This is a genomic window from Nocardioides hungaricus, assembly GCF_054782915.1.
Genome location: NZ_BAAGRO010000026.1, coordinates 32,040 through 55,431 on the forward strand (window position 1 = coordinate 32,040; position 23,392 = coordinate 55,431).

General features: G+C 71.9%; 17 protein-coding genes. 8 read left to right on the top strand and 9 right to left on the bottom strand.

Annotation, left to right across the window (positions count from 1 at the left end):
* Window positions 1-96: 96 nt before the first annotated feature.
* The 4 genes from ACYVKX_RS11195 (at window position 97) to ACYVKX_RS11210 (ending at window position 7,233) form a co-directional block, all read left to right on the top strand.
* A complete protein-coding gene (locus ACYVKX_RS11195; protein WP_460832063.1) occupies window positions 97-3,984 on the top strand; it encodes a DNA-directed RNA polymerase subunit beta' in 3,888 nt (1,295 codons plus the stop codon).
* A 531-nt stretch (window positions 3,985-4,515) separates the two neighbouring features.
* The gene (locus tag ACYVKX_RS11200; protein ID WP_460832065.1) at window positions 4,516-5,019 is read left to right on the top strand and encodes a DUF4232 domain-containing protein; all 504 of its coding nucleotides are present in this window, start codon (window positions 4,516-4,518) and stop codon (window positions 5,017-5,019) included.
* Between the two features lie 37 nt (window positions 5,020-5,056).
* Window positions 5,057-6,322 carry a geranylgeranyl reductase family protein gene (locus ACYVKX_RS11205; protein ID WP_460832067.1) on the top strand — a complete coding sequence of 422 codons (1,266 nt, stop codon included), beginning with the start codon at window positions 5,057-5,059 and terminating at the stop codon, window positions 6,320-6,322.
* On the top strand, window positions 6,322-7,233 hold the full coding sequence (locus ACYVKX_RS11210) for an NUDIX hydrolase (RefSeq protein ID WP_460832069.1): 912 nt from the start codon (window positions 6,322-6,324) through the stop codon (window positions 7,231-7,233). Before ACYVKX_RS11205 ends, ACYVKX_RS11210 begins: the two co-directional genes overlap by 1 nt.
* Here ACYVKX_RS11210 and ACYVKX_RS11215 read toward each other — a convergent pair.
* The 8 genes from ACYVKX_RS11215 to ACYVKX_RS11250 all read right to left on the bottom strand — a co-directional run bounded on the left by ACYVKX_RS11215 (window position 7,196) and on the right by ACYVKX_RS11250 (window position 17,160).
* Complete coding sequence (locus tag ACYVKX_RS11215) at window positions 7,196-8,206, bottom strand: hypothetical protein (protein WP_460832072.1); 1,011 nt, start codon at window positions 8,204-8,206, stop codon at window positions 7,196-7,198. The two genes, ACYVKX_RS11210 and ACYVKX_RS11215, sit on opposite strands and share 38 nt — an antisense overlap.
* A complete protein-coding gene (locus ACYVKX_RS11220) occupies window positions 8,203-9,651 on the bottom strand; it encodes a substrate-binding domain-containing protein (RefSeq protein ID WP_460832074.1) in 1,449 nt (482 codons plus the stop codon). The genes ACYVKX_RS11215 and ACYVKX_RS11220 overlap by 4 nt, the downstream gene beginning before the upstream one ends.
* A complete protein-coding gene (locus tag ACYVKX_RS11225) occupies window positions 9,651-10,856 on the bottom strand; it encodes a hypothetical protein (protein ID WP_460832076.1) in 1,206 nt (401 codons plus the stop codon). The genes ACYVKX_RS11220 and ACYVKX_RS11225 overlap by 1 nt, the downstream gene beginning before the upstream one ends.
* 5 nt (window positions 10,857-10,861) lie before the next feature.
* Entirely contained in the window at window positions 10,862-11,710 is an 849-nt protein-coding gene (locus tag ACYVKX_RS11230) for a hypothetical protein (RefSeq protein ID WP_460832078.1), read from the bottom strand.
* Complete coding sequence (locus ACYVKX_RS11235; protein WP_460832080.1) at window positions 11,707-13,368, bottom strand: hypothetical protein; 1,662 nt, start codon at window positions 13,366-13,368, stop codon at window positions 11,707-11,709. The genes ACYVKX_RS11230 and ACYVKX_RS11235 overlap by 4 nt, the downstream gene beginning before the upstream one ends.
* Window positions 13,365-15,512: a glycosyltransferase gene (locus tag ACYVKX_RS11240; protein WP_460832082.1), complete on the bottom strand. Its 2,148-nt coding sequence runs from the start codon at window positions 15,510-15,512 to the stop codon at window positions 13,365-13,367. Before ACYVKX_RS11240 ends, ACYVKX_RS11235 begins: the two co-directional genes overlap by 4 nt.
* The gene (locus ACYVKX_RS11245; RefSeq protein WP_460832085.1) at window positions 15,509-15,781 is read right to left on the bottom strand and encodes a hypothetical protein; all 273 of its coding nucleotides are present in this window, start codon (window positions 15,779-15,781) and stop codon (window positions 15,509-15,511) included. The genes ACYVKX_RS11240 and ACYVKX_RS11245 overlap by 4 nt, the downstream gene beginning before the upstream one ends.
* Window positions 15,782-15,978: 197 nt before the next feature.
* Window positions 15,979-17,160, bottom strand: a complete 1,182-nt coding sequence (locus ACYVKX_RS11250; protein WP_460832087.1) for a cellulase family glycosylhydrolase — start codon at window positions 17,158-17,160, stop codon at window positions 15,979-15,981.
* Between the two features lie 159 nt (window positions 17,161-17,319).
* On the opposite strand from ACYVKX_RS11250, the gene ACYVKX_RS11255 reads away from it, so the two are divergent.
* The 4 genes from ACYVKX_RS11255 to ACYVKX_RS11270 all read left to right on the top strand — a co-directional run bounded on the left by ACYVKX_RS11255 (window position 17,320) and on the right by ACYVKX_RS11270 (window position 23,187).
* The gene (locus ACYVKX_RS11255) at window positions 17,320-20,016 is read left to right on the top strand and encodes an FAD-binding and (Fe-S)-binding domain-containing protein (RefSeq protein ID WP_460832089.1); all 2,697 of its coding nucleotides are present in this window, start codon (window positions 17,320-17,322) and stop codon (window positions 20,014-20,016) included.
* A gap of 82 nt (window positions 20,017-20,098) precedes the next feature.
* On the top strand, window positions 20,099-21,304 hold the full coding sequence (locus ACYVKX_RS11260) for a class I SAM-dependent methyltransferase (protein ID WP_460832091.1): 1,206 nt from the start codon (window positions 20,099-20,101) through the stop codon (window positions 21,302-21,304).
* A gap of 7 nt (window positions 21,305-21,311) precedes the next feature.
* A complete protein-coding gene (locus ACYVKX_RS11265; protein ID WP_460832093.1) occupies window positions 21,312-22,175 on the top strand; it encodes a hypothetical protein in 864 nt (287 codons plus the stop codon).
* Window positions 22,159-23,187: a DNA topoisomerase IB gene (locus ACYVKX_RS11270; protein ID WP_460832095.1), complete on the top strand. Its 1,029-nt coding sequence runs from the start codon at window positions 22,159-22,161 to the stop codon at window positions 23,185-23,187. The genes ACYVKX_RS11265 and ACYVKX_RS11270 overlap by 17 nt, the downstream gene beginning before the upstream one ends.
* Here ACYVKX_RS11270 and ACYVKX_RS11275 read toward each other — a convergent pair.
* Window positions 23,150-23,368, bottom strand: coding sequence for a KTSC domain-containing protein (locus tag ACYVKX_RS11275; protein WP_460832097.1), 219 nt, complete (start codon window positions 23,366-23,368; stop codon window positions 23,150-23,152). The genes ACYVKX_RS11270 and ACYVKX_RS11275 overlap by 38 nt on opposite strands.
* Between the last annotated feature and the right edge of the window lie 24 nt (window positions 23,369-23,392).

Sequence of the window (23,392 nt, forward strand, 5' to 3'; positions counted from 1 at the left end):
ACGGTCGCAGAACGACCTCCTCAACCACCGTCGGGGCCCCGCCTCCGCCCCCACTACTTCACTTTTCTCAAGTAACTACCGAAGGGTTGCAGCCTCGTGCTCGACGTGAACTTCTTCGACCAGCTTCGGATCGGCCTGGCCACCGCTGACGACATCCGTCAGTGGAGCCACGGCGAGGTCAAGAAGCCGGAGACCATCAACTACCGCACGCTCAAGCCCGAGCGCGACGGCCTCTTCTGCGAGAAGATCTTCGGTCCCACCCGGGACTGGGAGTGCTACTGCGGCAAGTACAAGCGGGTGCGCTTCAAGGGCATCATCTGCGAGCGCTGCGGCGTCGAGGTGACCCGGTCCAAGGTGCGCCGCGAGCGCATGGGCCACATCGAGCTGGCCGCCCCGGTCACGCACATCTGGTACTTCAAGGGTGTGCCGAGCCGCCTGGGCTACCTGCTCGACCTGGCGCCGAAGGACCTGGAGAAGGTCATCTACTTCGCGGCGTACATGATCACCGACGTCGACGAGGACGCCCGCCACCGCGACCTGTCCTCGCTCGAGGGCAAGGTCCAGCTCGAGCGCGAGCGCCTCGAGAAGCGCCGCGACGGCGCCCTCGACGACCGCGCCAAGAAGCTGGAGGAGGACCTCGCCACCCTCGAGGCCGAGGGCGCCAAGGCCGACCAGCGCCGCAAGGTCAAGGACGGCGCCGAGCGCGAGATGAAGCAGGTCCGCGACCGCTCGCAGCGCGAGATCGACCGTCTCGACGAGGTGTGGAGCACCTTCAAGTCCCTCAAGGTCCAAGACCTGATGGGCGACGAGATTCTCTACCGCGAGATGAAGAACTGGTTCGGCAAGTACTTCGAGGGCCACATGGGCGCCACGGCGATCCAGAAGCGCCTCCAGTCCTTCGACATCGAGGCCGAGGTGGAGTCGCTGCGCGACACCATCGCCAACGGCAAGGGCCAGCGCAAGGTCCGCGCCCTCAAGCGCCTCAAGGTCGTCGACGCCTTCCGCAAGACCGGCAACCAGCCGCAGGGCATGGTGCTGGACGCCGTACCGGTCATCCCGCCGGACCTGCGCCCGATGGTGCAGCTCGACGGCGGCCGCTTCGCGACCTCCGACCTCAACGACCTGTACCGCCGCGTCATCAACCGCAACAACCGCCTCAAGCGGCTGCTCGACCTCGGCGCGCCCGAGATCATCGTCAACAACGAGAAGCGGATGCTCCAGGAGGCCGTCGACTCGCTGTTCGACAACGGCCGCCGTGGTCGCCCCGTCACCGGCCCGGGCAACCGGCCGCTGAAGTCGCTGTCCGACATGCTCAAGGGCAAGCAGGGCCGCTTCCGCCAGAACCTGCTCGGCAAGCGCGTGGACTACTCGGGCCGCTCGGTCATCGTGTCGGGTCCGCAGCTGAAGCTGCACCAGTGCGGCCTGCCCAAGCAGATGGCGCTCGAGCTGTTCAAGCCGTTCGTGATGAAGCGCCTCGTCGACCTGTCGCACGCGCAGAACATCAAGTCCGCCAAGCGGATGGTCGAGCGCGCCCGCCCGGTCGTCTGGGACGTGCTCGAGGAGGTCATCACCGAGCACCCGGTGCTGCTGAACCGGGCGCCCACGCTGCACCGTCTCGGCATCCAGGCGTTCGAGCCCCAGCTGATCGAGGGCAAGGCCATCCAGATCCACCCGCTCGTCTGCTCGGCGTTCAACGCCGACTTCGACGGCGACCAGATGGCCGTGCACCTGCCGCTGTCCGCGGAGGCCCAGGCCGAGGCCCGGATCCTGATGCTGTCGACGAACAACATCCTCAAGCCGTCGGACGGCCGCCCCGTGACCATGCCGACCCAGGACATGATCATCGGCCTGTTCTTCCTCACCACCGACCGTGAGGGCCAGCCGGGCGAGGGCCGTGCGTTCGCGTCGGTCGGCGAGGCGATCATGGCCTTCGACCACGGCGAGATCTCGCTGCAGAGCCGGATCAAGGTCCGCTTCGACGACGTCGTACCGCCGCTGGAGATCGCGGGCGACCTCGAGGGTCCGCAGACGATGACGCTCGAGACCACGCTGGGTCGCGCGCTCTTCAACGAGACCCTGCCGGCCGACTACCCGTACGTGAACTACGAGGTGGGCAAGAAGGCCCTCGGCGCGATCGTCAACGACCTCGCCGAGCGTTACACGAAGGTCGAGGTCGCGGCGTCCCTGGACGCGCTCAAGGACACCGGCTTCCACTGGGCCACCCGGTCGGGCGTCACCGTCTCCATCGACGACGTGACCACCCCGGGCGAGAAGGTCAAGATCCTCTCGGGCTACGAGGCCCAGGCGGCCAAGGTGCAGAAGCAGTTCGAGCGCGGCCTGGTCACCGACGAGGAGCGCCGCCAGGAGCTCATCGAGATCTGGACCCAGGCGGCCAACGAGGTCGGCAAGGCGATGGAGACGACGTTCGACCGTGCCAACCCGATCTACATGATGGTCGAGTCGGGCGCCTCCGGGAACATGAACCAGATCCGGCAGGTCGCCGCCATGCGTGGTCTCGTGGCGAACCCGAAGGGCGAGATCATCCCGCGGCCGATCAAGTCCAACTTCCGCGAGGGCCTCACCGTCCTCGAGTACTTCATCGCGACCCACGGTGCCCGCAAGGGTCTGGCCGACACCGCGCTGCGGACGGCCGACTCGGGCTACCTGACCCGTCGTCTGGTGGACGTCTCGCAGGACGTCATCATCCGCGAGGACGACTGCGGCACCGAGCGGGGCCTGCCCAAGCGGATCGGCGAGCGTCGCGACTCTCCTGATGCCGGGGGAAGCTCGGTGGTCAAGGCGGAGAACGCCGAGACCGCGGCGTACGCCCGCTCGGCCGCCGTCGACGTCACCCACCCGGAGACGGGCGAGGTGCTGGCGGTCGCCGGCGAGGACCTCGGCGACGTCAAGATCGGCGAGCTGGTCGCGGCCGGCATCGAGGAGGTCAAGGTCCGCTCCGTGCTGACCTGCGACGCCAAGACCGGCACCTGCGCGAAGTGCTACGGCCGCTCGCTGGCCACCGGCAAGCTCGTCGACATCGGCGAGGCCGTCGGCATCATCGCGGCCCAGTCGATCGGCGAGCCCGGCACGCAGCTGACCATGCGCACCTTCCACACCGGTGGCGTGGCGTCGGCCGACGACATCACGCAGGGTCTGCCGCGTGTGGTCGAGCTCTTCGAGGCGCGCTCCCCGAAGGGCCGCTCGCCGATCTCCGAGGCCTCCGGCCGCGTGGAGATCGACGAGACCGACAAGGCTCGCAAGATCCTGGTCACGCCGGACGACGGCTCCGAGGTCCAGGAGTACCCGGTCTCGAAGCGCTCGCGCCTGCTGGTCGCCGACGGCGACCACATCGAGGTCGGCCAGATGCTCACCGTCGGTACGCCGGACCCGCAGGACGTCCTGCGGATCCTCGGCGTCCGCCGGGCCCAGGAGCACCTGGTGGACGAGGTCCAGGCCGTGTACCGCTCGCAGGGCGTGTCGATCCACGACAAGCACATCGAGATCATCGTGCGGCAGATGCTGCGCCGGATCACGGTGATCGAGTCCGGTGACACCAACCTGCTCCCGTCCGACCTGGTCGACCGGGGGCGGTTCGAGGAGGAGAACCGGCGCGTGGTCTCCGAGGGCGGCAAGCCGGCCTCGGGCCGCCCGGTCCTCATGGGCATCACCAAGGCCTCGCTGGCGACCGAGTCGTGGCTCTCGGCTGCCTCCTTCCAGGAGACCACCCGCGTCCTCACCGACGCGGCGATCCACGGCCGCTCGGACTCCCTGCGCGGCCTGAAGGAGAACGTGATCATCGGCAAGCTGATCCCGGCGGGCACCGGCCTCGAGCGGTACCGCAACATCCGGGTCGAGCCCACCGAGGAGGCCCGCGCGGCGGCGTACTCCGTCACCGGGTACGACGCCTACGACTACGAGTTCGGCAACGGCTCGGGCCAGGCGGTCGCCCTGGACGACTTCGACTTCGGTTCGTATCAGAACTGAGGGCGAAGCCCTCAGGGTCTGATACGACGAACCAGGTTGAGGAGCGTCGACGCAGATCGCGCGCCAGCACGAGACGCGTCTCGGAACCCAGTCGTAGCCGCAGCACGGCCGAGGGCCCCATCACCCCAGCGGGTGGTGGGGCCCTCGGCCGTCTCGCCGCGGTGACGGTGGCTTCTGCCCGGGAGGTCATATGGACTGGCGGCCGCAGCGACCGGCGCTGGGACGGCGGTCGGAGCGCGGCGGGCACTGTCATAGCGGCGCAATTGCGCCGGGATGGCAGCCGGGCCGGGGCAGGCACTGTCACAACAGCGCAATTGCGCCGAGATGGTGGTCGGGACAGCCCAGACGCTGTCCCCTCGACGACCAACCCGCATGACCTCCCCGCCAGCCCGACGGGACGACGTCGTACGAGGTGGCTGGCCCCACCCGGCGCACGATGTCATCGGCCGGCGGTGTGACGAAACCGGGGGCGCTCACGGTGCATCCCATCGGTGTGGGCCCGGTGGGCGGGCCCGGGGAGGAGAGGTACCGATGAGGTCGATGTGGGGAGCCGCGCTGGCGGCCATGGCTCTCGGGCTGACGAGCGTGCCGGCCGGGGCGGTGGCCGCCGCCGGCGTGCCGGAGTGCACGAACGCCGAGCTGGTGGCGTCGTACCGCCAGACCGGGGCGGGGATGAGCCATGAGTACGGCCGGATCGTGCTGACCAACGAGTCCGACCACGCCTGCAGCATCCGCGGGTACGGCGGGCTGTCGTACGTCGGTGGCGGCGACGGCACCCAGATCGGGGCGCCGGCGGTCCGAGAGAAGAGCCGGGTGCGAACCGTCGAGGTGGGCGCCGGCGAGAGGGTCGTCAGCCCGGTGGCGGCGACCGACTACTCGCCGTACCCGCGGCGCCGCTGCCGGCCGGCGCCCGTGGACGGGTTCCGGGTCTACCTGCCCGACGAGACGCAATCGCAGTTCGTCCCGCACCCGACGACGGGGTGCCGGAACCACCGGATCCACCTGCTCAGCCACCGGGCCTACCGGGCGGCCTGATGCCGCGCCGCGGCTCCTCGCCTGAGACAATCGAGGGGTGAGCATCCCCGCGCAGACCGACGTGCTGGTCGTCGGCGCCGGCCCCGCGGGGTCGGCGGCCGCGGCGTGGGCGGCGCGGTCCGGGCTGGAGGTGGTGATCGCCGACGCGGCGAGGTTCCCGCGCGACAAGACGTGCGGCGACGGGCTGACGCCGCGGGCGATCGGCGAGCTGCAGCGGCTCGGCCTCGAGGACTGGCTGCGCGCGCACCCGGTGAACCGGGGGCTGCGGGCGCACGGGTTCGGGCAGACCCTGCTGCTGCCGTGGCCGGGCGGCTCGCTGCCCGACTGGGGCTCCGCCGTGGCGCGCACCGAGCTCGACGACCACCTGCGCACCACCGCCATCAAGGCGGGCGCGGTCGCGGTGGACGGCGCCCGGGCCTTCGACGTACGGCGCGAGGGCGGCCGGGTGTCGGCGGTGGTGTTCCGGGTCTCGACAGGCTCGGCCACCGAGAACGTCGAGATCGCCTGCCGGCGGGTCGTCGTGGCCGACGGCGTGCGGAGTCCGCTGGGCAAGGTGCTCGGGCGGGAGTGGCACCGCGACACGGTGTACGGCGTCGCCGGCCGGTCGTACGTCGCCTCGGGGATGTCCGACGACCCGTGGATCAGCTCGCACCTGGAGCTGCGCGGCCCCTCGACGGGCTCGGGGACCGTCGGGCCGGTGCTGTCGGGGTACGGGTGGATCTTCCCGCTCGGCACCGGCGAGGTGAACCTCGGCGTCGGCACGCTCGCGACCGCGAAGCGGCCCGCGGACATCGCGATCAAGCCGCTGATGGCGCACTACGCCGAGCAGCGGCGCGAGGACTTCCAGCTCGACGGCGAGTTGCGGATGCCGACCTCGGCGCTGCTGCCGATGGGCGGCGCGGTGTCCCACGTCGCCGGCCCGAACTGGGCGCTGATCGGCGACGCGGCCGCGTGCGTGAACCCGCTCAACGGCGAGGGCATCGACTACGGCCTCGAGACCGGTCGGCTGGTCGCCGACATGTTGGTGGCGGGCGACGACCTCGCGTCGGCGTGGCCGGCGCTGCTGCGCGAGCACTACGGCGAGGCGTTCTCGATCGCCCGCCGGCTGGCCGGACTGGTCACCGTGCCGCGGCTGCTGCCCACGCTCGGCCCGGCCGGGATGCGCTCGGACCGGCTGATGACGCTGGCGCTGCGCTGGATGGGCAACCTGGTGACCGACGAGGACCGCGACCGCGCGGCCCGGGTCTGGCGCTGGGCCGGCCGGCGCTCGATCGCGCGCGACCACCGGCCGCCGTTCTCGTGATGGCCGGCCTGCCCCAGCGGCAGCGGGTCGCGGCGTACGCCGTGATCCTGCGCGACGGCGACATCCTGCTCAGCCGGCTGTCGGCGAGTGTGACCGCCGACGAGCTCTGGACGCTGCCCGGTGGCGGGCTCGACCACGGCGAGGACCCGCGCGACGCGGTCGTCCGCGAGGTCCACGAGGAGACCGGGCTGGACGCGGTCGTGGGGGAGACGGCGCGCGTCTACTCCGCGCACCTGCCCGGGGTGTGGCGCGACGGCCGCCGCGTCGACGCGCACGCGCTGCGGATCGTGTACGACGGATGGGTGCCGCTCGACGCGCCGGAGCCGCGCGTCGTGGAGGTGGGCGGCTCGACGATGGCGGCCGCGTGGCAGCCGGTCGCGCAGGTGCTCGACGGCACGGTGCCCGTGGCGCCGATGGTGCTGGAGGCGCTGGCCGACCACGCGCCGTTCCGCCACCAGCGGCTGGGCGCCTACGCGCTGGTGCGGCGCTCGGTCGACGGTGGGGACAGCGTGCTCCTGACCCGGATCTCCGCGCGCGGCTTCCACACCGGCTCCTGGACGCTGCCCGGCGGGGGCGTCGGCCACGGCGAGCCGCCGCGGAGCGCACTGCTGCGCGAGGTCCGCGAGGAGTGCGGCGTCGAGGCCGCGGTCGGCGAGCTGGTCGCGGTGCACGACGAGCGCTTCAGCGGCACCGCGCCCAACGGACGCTACGAGGACTTCCACTCCGTGTCGCTGGTCTTCGACGCGACGATCCCCGACGCCGCCGAGCCGGTCCTCTCCGAGGAGGGCGGCACGACCGACGCGGTGGCGTGGGTGCCGCTCGCCGACATCGAGTCCGGCGCGGTGCCGGTGCTCGGCGTGGTGACCGAGGCGCTCAGCGCATGCGGGTGGCCGCGACCTCGCAGAGGTTGAGCCACGGCTTGGCCTCGTTGTTGGTGACCAGGTAGGACGAGAGCGCCCAGGCCCGCTTGACCCCGTTCACCGACCACCAGATCCGCATCATGCCGTTGGTGGGGAGGTCGACCGGGCCGAGCAGGCCGGTGACCGGGTCGTAGGGCAGGGTGTACTTGTCGACGCGGTCGGAGACCTGGCCCTCGCCGCGGACCAGCTCGTAGTCCATGTAGGCGTCGGGGCTCTCCGGGCGCAGCGCGATCGACTGCTCGCCGTACCGCCCGGTCTCGCACTTGAGGATCGCCTCGCCGAAGCCCGGCAGCACGGCGGTGCTGGTGTTGGCACGGCCGGCCTCGGCGTCGCCGTGCCAGCTCAGCCCGAACTGCTGGGTGGTGTCGGTGTTCAGCGCGAGCGTCATCTTGCAGTACTGGCTGCCGGGATAGGCGAACCGCTCCCAGTACCAGGTGAGCCGGAACGCCGTCGCCGGCAGCGCCATGGTGCCGCCGCCGTCGCTCTGGCGGCCCGGGCGCTGGCTGATCACGCCGTACGCCCAGCCCTTCTGGAAGTCCTCGATGGGCGTCCTCTGGTTCAGGCCCTCGTGCGCCCGCTGGCCGGTCCCGCCGGTGCCGTCGTCGGCGGCGGTGGCGTAGGTGTAGACCCGGACGTTCTTGACCGCGACCCGGTCCGTGCCGTCCTTGGTCTCGAACTTCGCCAGCCACATCTGGGTCTCGGCGCGGCGGTCGTTGGCGCGGATGCGGATCATCGTGGCGTTCGGCCGGCAGACCAGCTCGACCTGCCCGATGCCGGGCACGTCGGCGGCCTTCACGTACTTCGGCCGCTTCTGGAAGCCCTGCCACTTCACGACGATCCGCTTGGACTGCTGGACGTCCTGCCTCGCCCGTTCCGAGCCGCCGCCGGCGTACGTCGGCGCCACGCCCACCGCGGCCAGGACGAGCAGCAGCGGCAGGACGAGGGCCGTACGCCGACGGGTCACCGGGCAGGCTTCTCGCTCTGCACCGGCGTGGCCGGCGCGGTGGCGTCGTCGTCAGGTGCGTAGAGCAGCGGTGCCTGCTCGCCGGTCAGCCACGCCTGCTGGGCTCGCACCGTCTCGTCGGGCAGCACGACCAGGCGCTGCTGCTCGGCGAGGGTCTGGGCCGACTTGAGGTAGTGCGTCATGAAGTCGCGCACCTCGCCGCGGGCCAGGGACCGGGTGGTCGTGGTGATCAGCAGCTGCCGCGAGAGCGGGTACTCACCGCTGGTGATGGTCCGCTGGCTCGGGAAGATGCAGTTGGTCTGGCCGTTGGGCTGGGTGATCTCGAAGGGCCGCAGCTGGTCCTCGAACAGCTCGTAGTAGCTGAACCGGAAGTAGGCGACGTGCCCGCGGTAGCCGTTGAAGATCGTCCGGGCCCGGGCGATGCCGGTGTAGGTGCCGTCGGCCGCCTGGTACCGGACCAGCACCGCGTTGAGGCGGTCCCTGGCCTTGGACCGACGCTCGAACGCCGCGTCGACCCGCTCCTGGTCCTTCTTCTTGTCCGCCGCCGGCCGTTCGTCGCGGATCCCCTTGGCCCGCTCGGCGAGTGCGATCCGGAGCTCGTCGCGGGCGGCGAGCATCTCCTTGCGGGCGTCCTGGAGCGCCTGGTCGGCCTGGGCCCGGATCCGGCTGGCGTCGTCGTACTGGGCCGCGCGGGCCTGCATCCACGGCTTCCCGACCACGAACTGGCGGGCCTCCTCGTCGGTCTCGGCGAGGTAGTAGTCCGAGCGCAGGTCGACCCGCGAGGGCTCCGGCGCGCCGAGCACGTAGCGGCCGAAGAAGCCGAAGCCGGTGTTGTCGGTGCTCGGGCCGCCCACCTTGAGCGGGACGTCGTCGAAGCCGAGCGGCTCCTGGCTCCAGTTGGTCAGCGGCGAGCCGGCGCGGTAGATGTCGCGCACCTGGTCGGTGCTCAGGCAGTCCGCGCCCACGTCGGTCTCGGACTTGATCGCGAGCACGATGCCCTCGGACGCGACCTGGAACTGGACCACGTCCAGGCCGACGGCCTGGCAGGCCTCCCACTCGGCGCGGCTGATCGGGCGGGCCGAGTCGACCAGGTCGATCCGACCGGCGCACAACTCCTGGAACGCCTGGTCCTCGCCGTTGTCGGCGTAGCGGACCTCGGCGGCGTTCGGAGTGCCCTCGTAGAGATCGACCTCGGCCCGGGTCAGCGACCCGCCGGTCGACCCGTCGACGTCGACGACGCCGGACGGGCGCTGCGGCAGGGCGGCGTACGCCTTGTCGATGTCGGCCTGCCGCTGCTGGTCGGCGCGGAAGTCCGCAGCCTGGCCCTGGTCGACCTGCTCGGTCGCGTCCTGGGCGGGGTCCGAGCACGCCGAGAGCAGCGAGAGCGTCACGGCGGCGACGGCGAGCGCGCTCGCGGCGCGGATACGTCGGTTGGTCGTGGTCATCACTGGGCCCCCTGGTCGGGCGAGCTCGACGGCGAGCCGCTCGGCGACGTCGACGGTGACGTCGACGGCGACTCGCCGGGATCGGCCAGCTCGGCGAGGTCCTTCTCGTCCGGGGGGTAGCGGTAGGTCCGGCCGAGCGGCAGCACCTCGAAGTCCTCCAGGGTGAGGCCCTGGAGCTCGTTGCCGCGGATCAGCCCGTCGGTCACGTCGCGCTGGGCGTAGAGCGTGGGCACCGCGGCGCGGTCGACCACGATCGCGCCGTACGTGCGCAGGCACGCCACGATCGCGTCGGCGAGCCGCTGCTGCTGCTTGGTCAGCCTGATCTTCTTGCCGGTGATCGGGTCGACCGGCTGCGGCAGCACCACGTCGCGCTTGAGGCGGATCCGGGCGCCTTCCGGGATCGAGTTCTTCCGGCCGTTGCCGTCCGTCGACGACGCGGGCTGGACGAAGACGTTCGCCGCCGGGCCGGGCAGGCTGATCGCCAGCGCATGGTTGATCTCGCCGGACTCGAGCTCGCCGGGACGGATCAGGCCGGCGAAGAGCGGCAGGCCGGAGCCGCGGGCGCCCTCGGTCCACGGCGGGCTGAAGCCCGGGCCGTCGAGGTCCCACTTGCGCATGTAGTTGTACGAGATCGTGTTCTCGTCCTCGCGGCGCGCGCGCCACAGGTCGTAGGCGACCGACGCCGAGGTGTCGAACACGGTGTACCAGCCGTCGTAGCGCGGGTCGGGGTCGACGTCGTCGGGGATGTTCAGCGTGGTGGTGTCGGCGCCGTCGCCGCACACGAGCTGACGGCAGACCAGCTGGGTCGGCCGACCGCCGGCGACGACCGGCACGGTCCAGCGGGTGGTGTTGATGTAGAGGCCGTCGTCGACCAGCGTGCGGGTCTCGTTGAACGAACCGTTCGGACCCTCGAGGACGCCGATCCGCTCCTGGGCCCGGTCGATCATGTTGTCCGAGTCGGGGTCGATCCGGACCGTGTCGATGCGCTGGTTCCACGGCGAGGAGTCGTTGAAGAACCGGCGCTCGGGCACGTTGACCGCCGCGGCCTCGGCCGGGTCCACGGTGACGACGACCTCCGAGGGGCGGCTCCCGCCGCCGTCGCTGTCACTGCTGCAGCCGGCGAGCAGGACGGTGGAGGCCGCGAGCAGGGCGGCGGCGTAGCGGGCGCGGCGGCGGTGCATGGTGGATCCGTTCAGCGTGGTCATGGTGTTCACGCTCCGTCCCCGCGGCCGCGGTTCAGGGCGCTGTCGGTGGCGTCCGCGACCCGCGAGATCGCGTCGCCGAACACCGAGAGGCGGTGGCCCTCGTCGTCGGGGTCGTCGGCGACGTCGTCGATCTCGCCGGCGCGGAGCTTCGCGGCGCTGACGATCGCGTGCGCCTCGCGGCGCGACTGGAGCCGGATCAGCTCGGCGTCGAGCTCGGCCTGGGCGGTGACCAGCTCGTAGCGGCGGGTCGCCTCGGTCTCCATCGCGTCGAGGTGGCGCAGCGTCGCCCGCTCGGCGGCGCGCATCCGCGAGATCACCTCGGCGGCGACCTCCTCCACGGCACGGGCGACGTCGACGGCGCGCTCCTCGGCGACGGGGGCGGGCTCGGTCTTGGGCTCCGTCGCCGCGACGGGCTCCGGCTCGGGCTCCGGCTCGGCGGCCACCACGGGCTCGGGCTCCGGCACGGGCGAGGGCTCGGGCTTGGGACGGCGGACCTTCTTCGCCTTCTCCTTCCTGGGCGCCGGGGCGGGCTCGGGCTCCGGGACGGGCTCGGGCGCCGGGACGGGCTCGACGGCCTCCACCGGCTCGGGTGCAGACTCCTCCTCCGCCGGCTCCTCGTCCTCGGGCGGGGGCGGCGGCGGGGGCGGCGTCACCCGGCGCAGCGGGCGCTCGATCGGGGCCGGCGGGTCGGGCCGGTACGCCGCGATGTCGGTCGCGGCGGCCGGGGACGGCGGGTCGGGCGCCAGTGCGGAGGTGAAGTCGACCTGGCCGATCCGGGAGTCGTCGCTCAGCGCCGACAGCACGTCGTCGACCGTCGGCGGCGGCGCGATCTGCGACCTGGCGTCATCGGTCACGACGTCACCCCGGCCTGCTCGGCGGTCTGCGTGCCCGGGTTGTATCCGGCGGGAACGCCGACCAGCACGTAGCGAGGGGTCCGGTAGACGACCTGGAGCTGGGGGTCGTTGCCGGCCGCGGCCTCCGGGTAGAGCTTGGTGAGCAGGTCGCCGTTGTCGGAGGTCGACATCAGCAGGTAGTCCACGGACTCGGCCGGGTTGCGCGCGGCTTCCTTCCACGGGCCGTCGCTCCGGTCGACGCGGTCGAAGAACAGCTCGGGCCGGCCGGTGAGCATCATCGTGGCGTAGGTCTGCGCGTTGTCGGTCAGGATCGAGTTGTGGCGCGACACGTTGTTGCGGATGTACTCCGCCATCGCCTGCTCGGAGACGATGCCGACCTTCTCGCCGTTGAGCGTCTCCGCGCCCTCCTGCGACTCGCCGGTGGTGAGCGCGGCGGCGAACGGCGCCTCGAGGCTCTGGTAGCGGTAGGTCTTCATCGCGTTGAGCGTCCACGGGATGCTCAGCACCAGCCCGACGATCACCAGGGCGGCGACCAGCGTGCTGCCCTCCTCGGCCGACCGGGCCAGCCAGATCGCCCCCACGACCGAGAGCAGCAGGATCGGGAGCGCGTTGCGCATGAGCATCGGCGAGTCGGTGAGCCGCAGGGCGACCGCGAGCGCCGGCATCAGGATCGAGGCGCCGAGCAGCACGCCCAGCCAGAGCGCGAACGGGTTGCCCCGGGCGAACCCGGCGAAGATCAGCGCGGGCAGCACGACGATCGCCAGCGGCGCGCCGTACAGCACCAGCTTGCCGGTCGCCTCCATCAGCTCCACCGCCGAGAAGGTGTCCAGGCCGCCCGACGCCGCCGAGTCGCTGCTGCGGGTGATCCACGCGAACGGGCTCAGCAGCAGGATCAGGTTGAACACGATCCAGAGCGCGATCACGTAGACCGTGGGTGCGGCGAACCCGACGACGGTGCCCTCGACCTCGGAGCCGTCGGCGCCCAGCCGGGCGAGGATCGCGCCGACCATGATCGCGCTGAGCACGAAGAACGTGAGCGAGGAGTAGCCGGACAGCGCGGCGACGGCGTACGCGATGCCGGCGAGCATCACGAACCGGACGTCCGCGGTGACGTACCAGGCGAACAGCGCCCCGAGCCCGAGCATCACGAACGCGATCCACACGAAGTGCCGGGTGCCGGTGGTGGCGTACAGCAGCACCAGCGGGTTGGCGCCGAGCGCGAGCAGCAGCACGTAGCGCAGCGGGCCGACGACCAGCGCCCGCCGCATCATCGTGTTGAGCGCGACCATGGTGAGCGCGGCGAAGATCGCCGACGCCACGGGTACGGCGGACAACGAGGTCACGAAGTCGCGCCAGATCGCCAGCGGCGCGATGAGGATGGTCGCCAGCGGCGGGTAGTCGAAGCCGATCGCGGACAGCTTGGCCGGGTCGTTGTGCCAGACCATGAGCGCGCGGTTGAGGCGGTCGAGGGCCTCGAAGCCGACCACGTGCTTCTCGACGACCAGCCAGTGGCCGAAGAGCGAGTAGCCGACGGCGAAGAGCAGGAAGACCAGGGCGCTCTCCCACCAGCGGCGCGGGACGTCGTTGGGCCGGTGGCCGACCGCCTGGACCACGCCGCTGAGGCGCTCCTTGGTGTGGACGACGGTCACGGTGCTCATGAGTGGGCCGCCGATCCGTCGTCGAGGCCGTGCGTGGTCTTCTCCCAGTAGAACGGGTTGGTGAAGAGCTGGATGAAGCCTTTCCAGGCCGCCCAGCTCATCAGGCCCCAGTAGAGCGGGGAGAGCAGCGCGGTGCGGGTCAGGCTGAACATGCCGCGCTGCAGGCTGCCGGCCACGCTCAGGTAGACGAAGATGAAGTTGCCGATGAACAGCAGCGCGCTGGCGACGTAGAAGACCACGCCGGGGAACAGCTGCTGGATGATCCCGGCCTGGGTGAGGACGTAGAGCGTCGTCAGGCCCCAGAAGATCGGGTTCAGCAGCAGCACGAACGCCGTGCCCATGGTCAGGTTGAAGCTCAGGAAGCCGCGGACGCCGGTGGCCGAGAGCAGCGCGAACGGGTGGCGCATGTGCACCAGCCAGGTCTGGATGTAGCCCTTGTTCCAGCGGCTGCGCTGGCGGATCCAGTTGGGGACCTGGGAGTTGGCCTCCTCCAGCGTGGTGGAGTCGATCATCGCGGTGCGGTAGCCCTCGCGGTGCAGGCGGATGCCGAGGTCGGCGTCCTCGGTCACGTTGAACGGGTCCCAGGCGCCGAGCTCGCGGAGCTTGGCGGTGACGAAGTGGTTGGAGGTGCCGCCCAGCGGGATCGGCGACTCCGCCGCGCCCATCGCCGGGAGGATCAGCTCGAAGTGCATCGAGTACTCGTTGGCGAACCAGGCCGTGAGCAGGTTCTGGTCCTGGTTGAAGTGGTTGAGCTTCGCCTGGACGCACACGACGTTGCCCGGCACCCGGCTGAACGCGATGACCGCCTTCTTGAGCTGGTCCGGGTCGGGCCGGTCCTCGGCGTCGAAGATCACGCAGAAGTCGCCGGTGGCGAGCAGCAGGCCGTAGTTGCAGGCCTTCGGCTTCGTCTTCGGCTGGCTGTCCGGTACGACGACCAGGTGGAAGTGCGGCGGGAGCTCCATCTCGCGGACCCTGGCGACGGTCTCCTCGTCGTCCTCCTCGCAGAGGAGCTTCACGTCGAGGCGGGTCCGCGGATAGTCCAGCGCGTTGATGTCGCGCACCAGGCGCGGCACGATCGCCGCCTCCTTGTAGAGCGGGACCAGGATCGTGTACATCGGCAGGTGCCGCTCGTCGAGGGCCGAGATCTCCTCGTCGGTGACGTCGGTCTCCAGGTGGGTGCCCAGCGCGCGGAGCGTGAGCCGGAACTTGTAGAACGAGACGACCAGGTAGAGCAGGCTGCATGCCGCGACCACGCCGACGGCGGTCTCGAAGGGCCAGATCACGCCGCAGACCACGACCACGATCGCGACCATGACGAAGCAGGCCTTCTGGGCGCCGGAGATGACGACGTGCGCCGACTCCTCCGGGCGGGTCTCCATCAGCAGGCGGGTCGACACCTCGGCGTAGTGCCGGGAGTGCACCTGCTGGATCAGCTGGTCGAGCTCGGTGCGGTTGGCCAGGAGCTGGCGGAACGGCGCGCCGAGCGCCTCCTCCACCTCGGCGGCCGCCTCGGCGTCCAGCGGCCGGGCCACGGCGAGCAGCACGAGCTCCCCGGTCGCGGCGACCGGGATCGCCTGGAAGGCCTGCGCGAGCGGCTCGGGCAGCCGGCGGGCCACCTCCATGTCCGGGGTGAAGTCGGTGAGCCCGACCCGCTGCATCTGGTACATCTCCGACAGCGCGGCGACGAGCGTGTCCTCGGAGATCGCCTCGTGGGAGACCAGGATGTCGCCGAGCGGGTCTCCGGTGCGGCTGTACTCGAGCATCGCGCGCTGGAGCTGGTCGTCGGTGATCAGCCCGCTGCGGGTCAGCATCTGGGCCATCTGCATCCGGGCGCGGCGCGCCTCGGGGGTCTCGACCTCGGTGTCCTGCGGCGGGTAGACCGCGTCGATCGCGGAGACGATCTCGTTGACCGTGTGGCGCACCAGCTGGACCGGGCGGTCGATCCGCTCGGCCACGACGTGCGCGGTGATGTTGTCGTCGGCGTCCGCGGCCGCGACGAGCACGGTGCCGTCGACGGCGGCGTACGGCATCACCCGGAACGTGCGGCAGATGCCCTCGGGGATGAGGTGCCGCAGATCCTGGTCGACGCCGTCGGTCAGCCGCGGGAGGCGGCGGGTCTGCGTCTGGGACTGGGTGGTGGTCATGTCGCGGTACCTGCTCCGAAGCCGTGGGCCGCGGCCGGCCGGCCGGCCGGCGTACCGCCGCCACCTCCGCCGAGGGCGGCCGCCTGCTGGGCCTTCTTCTTGTTGCGGGGCCGCATCACCGCGTAGATGAGGTAGGCGACGGCCAGCGCGAGGAGCGGGGCGATGAGGAACGCGAGGAAGGAGACGACCAGGATGGCGAGCGTCAACAGGATGTCGACGAACGCAGCCCCGGTCGACTTGGCTGCCGGACGCGACGGACTCGCCTGCACCGACATGATGCTTCCCCCCTGCTCGGTCGTGTCGAACGCCGAGTCTTCATCGACTCAACCACCCCCATGGTGGACTCGAATGAACCCACCGTAGTGGCGAATCAGGCACATCCCGGACCGGTCTGGTCCACCGTTGACCGACTGTTGCCGAGTCGTTGACCGGGCGTGGATCGGCTGTGGATCTCGGGCCCGGTCGGCTACTCCGGAGCGTGTCCCCGGAGCCAGTTCCGCGCCTCGAGGCCGGAGGCCGTGGGGCGCCTGCGGTCGCCGCTGATCAGCGCCATCGGGTCGCCCGGGTGGTCGGCCCAGACCCAGAACAGCACGCCCAGGTTGCGGCTGTCCGCCCAGTCGAGGTAGCGCCCGACGTACCCCTGCCGGGGCTTCTCGGAGCCGAGCTCGGAGGTGAGCACGGGCACGCTGTCGGCGAGCCGGCCGAGGGTCCCCTCCCAGCAGTCCTTGGTCGAGCACTTCTTGAAGTCGTAGGAGTGGAACGCCGCGATGAGCTGGTCGTCGTCGGGGGCGAACTCGAGCCAGTGGCTGAGGTCGTTGGCGTAGTCCAGCCCGCCGAGCAGCACCGGCTGCTCGGCGCCGGCCGTGCGGATCGCGGAGACGATCGCGGCCATGCCCTGGACCGGGAAGGTGACCTGCCCGGCGGAGGCGGTCTGGTCGTCCACGAACGGCGCCTCGCAGCCGCCGTCGCGCCAGCACTTCCAGGTGAGGTCGAACAGGAAGCGGGTGCCGCTGGCGTTGTAGCGCGAGTACGGCTCGTTGAACGCGTCGAACATGACCGACGGGTTGCCGGCGTACGCCCCGGCGAGAGAGGTCCAGAACGCGATCGACTCGGAGTCGGGCATCGCGAGGTTGCCGAACTCCGGCTGCCCGATCCGCTTGCGGCTCTGCAGGTCGAGGATGACGACGATGCCCTCCTCGTTGAGGGCGGTGACGAACTTGGCCACCTCCTCGCGGTAGCCCTCGACGGTGCGCTCCTCGTACTGGTCGCTCACCGGGGCGCCGCGGGTGCCGAGCCAGCAGTCCTGGTTCAGCGGGAGGCGGACGGTGTTCGCGCCCCACTTCGCGATCGTCCTCGCCTCGGCGCTGTACGGGTCGCGGGCGACGAGGTTGTCCAGGGCGGAGTAGCCCCAGCCCTGGGCGCAGGCGTACTCGAAGCTGCTCCAGTTCACGCCGCGCGGCACGAACTCGCGACCGCTGCGGGCGTCGACGATCCGGTTGCCGTCGACGACGGGCTGCGGGGCGCCGGTCTCGGCGCCGCCGAGCGGGCCCAGCGGGTCGCGCATCTGGGCGTAGAGCGCGCCACCGGACAGGAGCACGACGACGATCGCCAGCACGACCCACCGTGCGTGGCGCCAGACGTGACGCATCCAGAGCCCCCCTCCTCCGCTGGAGGAAGCCTAGTAGGTCGGCCCGGCGAGCGAGATGGTATTCGCCTACGCTGCGCCTTCCTTGAAGTTCGGGAGCGGCGCGTCCCACGGACGACGGCCCGGCGGCGGTCCTCCGGGCGTCGATGGAACACTGGTGACGTGACCTCCGCTCCCGATCTCGTCGCGTCGCTGCGTGGCCGGGGGGTCTTGGACGTCGACGACTCGGTGCTGGCTCGGGCGTTGTACTCCTCGGATGCGTCGTTGTATCGGGTGGTGCCGCGGGTGGTGGTGCGGCCGCGGCATGTCGATGAGCTGGATGCGGTGCTCGATGTCTCGGCGGAGACCGGTGTGCCGGTGACGATGCGGGGGGCGGGGACGTCGATCGCGGGCAACGCGGTGGGGGCCGGGATCGTGGTGGACACGCTGCGGCATCTGAACCGGGTGGCCTCGGTCGACCCGGAGGCGCGGACGGCGGTGGTGCAGCCCGGGGTGGTCCACGCGGACCTGCAGCGGGCGGCGGCGCCGCACGGGCTGCGGTTCGGGCCGGACCCGTCGACGCACACCCGCTGCACGGTCGGGGGGATGGTCGGCAACAACGCGTGCGGCTCGCGGGCGCTGGGGTACGGCCGGACCTCGGACAACGTGGTGGGGCTGGACGTGGCCTACGGGCCGGGCGCCTCCGACGTCCAGGCTCAGCTGGGGGCGCTGGTGGACCGGCATCTGGCGCACGTGCGGACGTCGTTCGGGCGGTTCGGCCGGCAGGTCAGCGGCTACTCGTTGGAGCACCTGCTGCCGGAGCACGGGCGATCGGTGGAGCGGTTCCTGGTGGGCTCGGAGGGCACCCTCGCGGTTGTCCGTTCGGCGACGGTGCGGCTGGTCGCCGACGACCCGGACCGGCACCTGGTGGTGCTGGGCTACCCGTCGATGGCCGAGGCCGCCGACGCGGTGCCGGCGCTGCTCGCGGCGGCGCCGTCGATGACCGCGTGCGAGGGCCTGGACTCGCGGATCGTGGACCTGGTCGCGGGGGCGCCGGAGCTGCCGCGGGGCGCGGGGTGGCTGTTCGTGGAGGTGCCGGCGGCCGAGACCTCGGCGGTGGTCGCCGCGGCCGGCGCGCTGGATCACCGGCTGGTCGAGGACCCTCGCGAGGCGGTGGCGCTGTGGCGGATCCGGGAGGACGGCGCCGGGCTGGCCGCGCGGTCGCTCTCGCGGCCGGCGTACTCGGGCTGGGAGGACGCCGCGGTGCCGCCGCAGCGGCTGGGCGCCTGGCTGCGCGACTTCGACGAGCTGCTGAGGGAGCACGGGCTGGACGGCGTGCCCTACGGCCACTTCGGCGACGGCTGCGTGCACGTGCGCATCGACTTCCCCTTCGGGGACGGGCAGAGCGATGACGGCGGGGCGTCCGTCTTCCGCGACTTCCTGACCGCGTGCGCGCGCAGGCTGCGCGAGTACGGCGGCTCGATCTCGGGCGAGCACGGCGACGGGCGGGCGCGCTCGGAGCTGCTGGCCACCATGTACGACGCGGAGTCGCTGGCGCTGTTCGGCGCGGTCAAGGCGATCTGCGACCCCCGCGGGCTGCTGAACCCGGGCAACATCGTCGACCCCGCCCCGCTGGACGCCGACCTGCGCCCGACCCGGCCGCGGCCGGCGATCCCGCTCGCAGAGGCCATCCATCGCTGCACGGGCGTCGGCAAGTGCGTGGCGCCGCGGACGAACGGCGTGATGTGCCCCTCCTACCTGGCCACCCGGGAGGAGAAGGACTCCACCCGGGGCCGGTCCCGGGTGCTGCAGGAGGCGCTCGACGGGTCGCTGGTGCACGGCCTCGCCGATCCGGCCGTGCACGAGGCGCTGGACCTGTGCCTGGCCTGCAAGGGCTGCGCGTCGGACTGCCCGACCGGGGTGGACATGGCCACCTACAAGGCCGAGGCGCTGCACGCGACGTACTCGGGTCCTGGTGCCGAGCGGCGGCCCCGCAGCCACCTGCTGCTCGGCCGGCTGCCGAAGTGGGCCCGGCTGGCGGCGCCGGTGGCGCCGGTTGCGAACCGCCTGATGCGGCTCGGGCCGGTCGCACGACTGGCGAAGGCGACCGCCGGCATCGACCAGCGGCGCTCGATCCCGGCCTTCGCGCCGCGGACGCTGCGGCGGGGTCTCGACGAGCTCGACCACCGGGGGGAGCGGCCGGACGTGTGGATCTGGGCGGACTCCTTCACCGACCACTTCTTCCCGGCGAACGCGCACGCAGCCATCTCCTTCCTGGAGTCGGTCGGCGTGACCGCACGGGTGATCCGCGACGACGCCTGCTGCGGACTGACCTGGGTGACGACCGGGCAGCTCGACCAGGCGCGCGCGATCATGACCCGGACCGTTCGGACGCTGCGGCCCTACCTCGACTCCGGCGTGCCCGTCGTCGGGCTCGAGCCGTCCTGCCTGGCCACCCTGCGCTCCGACGTGCCCGAGCTGCTCGGCGAGCACCTCGACGTGCTCACCCTCGCCGAGCTGCTGGAGCGGCTCGACGTCGAGCTGCCTTCGCTGGCCGGCGTCGAGGTGGTCGCCCAGCCGCACTGCCACCACGCCTCGATCCTCGACTGGGCCGCCGACAAGCGGATCCTGGAGAAGGCCGGTGCTCGCGTCACCCAGGTGGCCGGCTGCTGCGGCCTCGCGGGCAACTTCGGCATGGAGAAGGGGCACTACGAGGTGTCCGTCGCCGTCGCCGAGACGCACCTCCTGCCCGCCGTACGCTCCCAGCCGGAGGCCGTCGTGCTCGCCGACGGCATGTCCTGCCGGGTCCAGCTCGACGACCTCGCCCAGGTCCCCACCCTGCACCTCGCCGAACTGCTCGCTTCTAGAGTGGAGCGGTGAACCCCCGGCACCGACGCCTGATCATCCCGACGGTCCTCGTGGCGCTGCTGCTCATCGTCGTGATCGCGGCGGTGCTGTAGTCGTGGCCGAGCCGCTGCTGCGGGAGCTGAACCGGCTGCGCGGGCTGATCCTGGACCCGGACGTGCTGGTGAGGGCGGTCGCCTCCGGCCGGCAGAAAGGGCAGGAGCCCAGGTGGCGGCGCGCGGAGCTGCGCTACGTCGACCTCAGGGCCGGGCGGCACCTCCAGGTCACGACGTACGACGCCACGCAGGCGTTCACCGCCAACCACGTGGCCACCGGGGACGGGCAGAGCGCGGCGCGCGACGCCGTGGACGGGCTGCTGGACGAGCCGTTCGCGAGCTGGCACGTCGACACCACGACCCAGTCGCACCAGCTGCGGGTCACCAAGAGGCTCGAGGCGGTCGTGCACACCACCGACCGGGCGGAGCCGGTCGAGGCCGAGCGCGAGCACGACCGCGACAAGCAGCGGCTGCTGCCCGAGGACGACCCGGTGTTCGTGGCGCTCGGCATCTCGGACGCATCGGGGAGGCTGAAGCCCAGCCGGCAGGCGAAGTACCGGCAGGTCGAGGAGTTCCTGCGGCTGCTGGACGCGTCGATCACCGACGCGCTGGACAAGGGCCACCTGCGGCGGCCGACCGCCGAGGACCCGCTGCGCATCGTGGACCTCGGCTGCGGCAACGCCTACCTGACCTTCGCGGCGGAGCGGTACCTGTCCCAGCGGCTGCCGGTCCGGCTGACCGGGGTCGACGTGAAGGAGCAGTCGCGCTCGCACAACGCGGCCGTCGCACGCGAGCTCGGTGTGGACGCGGACTTCGTGGTCGGCTCGATCGGCGGCGTCGAGCTCGACCCGGCGCCCGAGGTGGTGCTGGCGCTGCACGCCTGCGACACCGCGACCGACGAGGCGCTCGCCCGGGCGGTGCGCTGGGGTGCGCAGCTCGTGCTCGCCGCGCCCTGCTGCCACCACGACGTCGCCGCCCAGCTGCGCAGGGCCCCGACGCCGAGCCCGTACGCGATGCTGACCCGGCACGGCATCCTCCGCGAGCGCCTGGCCGACACCCTGACCGACGGGCTGCGGGCGTCGCTGATGCGGCTGCAGGGCTACCGCGTCGACGTGGTGCAGTTCGTCGAGAGCCAGCACACGCCGCGCAACACGATGCTGCGCGCCGTACGGACCGGGGCGGTGGTGAAGGGCGGCTCGGTGCGCAAGGAGTACGACGAGCTGGTCAGCGTCTGGGGGCTGCGACCCAGGCTGGCCGAGCTGCTGTGATCGGCCGATGATCGACCGGGTGCTGGCAGTCGCGTCGCTGGTGCCGTTCGCGATCGGCGCCGCGAGCGGGCCGGACGACCCGGCGTACTCCGTCGACCTGACGCTGCGCGACCCGACGATCGTGGAGTCCAGCGGGCTGGTCGTGCGCGACGGACTCTTCGTGACCGTCAACGACTCCGGCGACGGTGGGCGGATCTTCACCGTCGACGGGTCGGGGGAGACCGTGGGCACGACGTCGTGGGTCGACGATCCCACCGACACCGAGGCGCTCGCGCCGGCGGGCGACGGCGAGGTCTGGGTCGGCGACATCGGCGACAACCGGGGGGCACGGTCGTCGATCACCGTGCTCAAGGTGCCGTTCGGGCCGGGCGACCGGACCGTGACGTCGGAGTCCTACGAGCTGGTCTACCCCGACGGCGCGCACGACGCGGAGGCGCTGCTCGCGCAGCCGCGGACCGGGCAGCTGTTCGTGGTCAGCAAGGACGTCTTCGGCGGGACGGTGTACGCCGCGCCGCGGGAGCTGTCGGCCGCGGAGCCCAACGAGCTGACGGCCGTCGCCGACACCGCGGGCTTCGTGACCGACGGGTCGTTCTTCCCCGACGGGCGTAGCTACGTGCTGCGCGACTACCGCGGCGCCGCGGTCTACTCCTTCCCCGGCCACGAGCGGCTGGCGTCGTTCCGGCTGCCGGCGCAGCCGCAGGGCGAGGGGATCTCGGTCGCCGAGGACGGCTCGGTCCACGTCAACACCGAGGGGCAGTTCACCGACGTGCTCCGGGTGAACGCCATGGCCGCCTGGTCCGCCGTGGCGTCGGCGACGAGGTTTGTGGCGCGGGCCGTGGGGCTACTCCTCGGCCGTGGCGCGGCTGCGTAGGACCTCACCCGACCAGCCGGGGTGGACCCGGCGGCGGGCCGGGCGCGGCTTCGCGTACGTCGACGCGACCGGCGCGCGGCTGCCGGAGGAGGACGCCGCGCGGGTGCGGGCGCTGGCGATCCCGCCGGCCTGGACGGACGTCTGGATCACGCCGTACGCGAACGGGCATATGCAGGCGGTCGGCACCGACGACGCCGGCCGGCGGCAGTACCTCTACCACCCGGACTGGCGGGCCCGGCGCGACGCCGAGAAGCACGACCGGGTGCTGGCGTTCGGCAAGGCGCTGACCCGCGCCCGCGCGCTGGTGGTCGCGGATCTCGGCCGGGAGGGGATGCCGCTCGAGCGCGCGTGCGCGGCCGCCGTACGACTGCTGGACCTGGGGTACTTCCGGATCGGCAACGACGTGTACGCCGACGCGCACGGGTCGTTCGGGCTCACCACGCTCGAGCGGCGGCACGTGCGCAGGCACCAGGACCGGCTGGTGTTCGCGTTCGTCGGGAAGTCCGGCGTCGACCACCGGATCGAGATCGACGACCGGGTGGTGATCGAGGCGATCGACATCATGCGCCGGCGCCGCGGTGAGGACCTGCGGCTGCTGGCCTACAAGGAGGGCCGCGACTGGCGGGCGGTGCTGCCGGAGCTGGTCAACGAGTACGTGCGCGCCTCGACCGGGCTCGAGGCCACGGCCAAGGACTTCCGCACCTGGCACGCGACCGTGCTCGCCGCGGCGGCGCTGGCGGAGACGCCCGAGCCGGGGGAGACCAGGGCCTCGCGCAAGCGCGCCGTCGCGGGCGCGATGAGGGAGGTCGCGGAGTTCCTCGGCAACACCCCGGCCCTGGCCCGCTCGTCCTACGTCGACCCGCGCGTGGTCGACGCCTACGAGGAGGGGCGCACGATCGCGCGCGCCACCCGGCGTGCCTATGCCAACACCGACGAGCGACAGGCGGCCCTGGAGCGGGCGACCCTGCGGCTGATCACTCCTCCACGCGCCGCCAGCGGTGGTCGTCCTTGATCTCGGCGCCGTACCGCGTCCAGGGGTGCTCGTCGGTGAGCAGGCCGTCGTAGATCTCGGGCGACACGTCGAGGTAGTCGTACAGGCCGCCGTGGCGGAACCGCACCCGGAGCGTGCGGCTGGCCGGGTCGTATCCGACGGCGGCCACCGCCTTGGACCGGTGCAGCCCGACGAGCTCCATCGCTCCTGTGTAGCAGACTCTCGC